Annotated in this window: 1 protein-coding gene; it reads right to left on the reverse strand. The window is 72.2% G+C overall.

Going from position 1 to position 313, the window contains the following annotated elements; translation table 11 throughout:
* Positions 1 to 313: hypothetical protein (locus JT719_RS24475; RefSeq protein ID WP_207436408.1), on the reverse strand; the 313-nt coding region annotated here is incomplete at both ends.

Below are 313 nucleotides of genomic sequence, written 5' to 3' on the forward strand. Positions count from 1 at the left end.
TGGATCGCGAGGCCGGCCTCGACCTCCGCCGCCAGGATCTCCGGCGCCGACAGACCGAGCCGGCGCAGGGTCTCGCCGATGACGATGAAGGGGACCAAGTCGTCGGCTGGGGCCGGGGTGTCCACCAGGATCACCGTGCCGCCGCCGGGCTTCTCCACCCGCTCGTAGCGGCGGGCCGAGGCATCGCCGGCCAGCGGCGTGCGCCGGGCGCCGCCCAGCCCGTTGCGGGCGAGGAAGGCGGCGATTGCGTCAACACGCTTGCGTGCGTCAACCGGGCTGCTTGCGTCAAACGAACCAGTTGCGTCAACGGAAC

This window comes from Sabulibacter ruber (assembly GCF_017355955.1).
GTDB lineage: Bacteria > Bacteroidota > Bacteroidia > Cytophagales > Hymenobacteraceae > Nibribacter > Nibribacter ruber_A.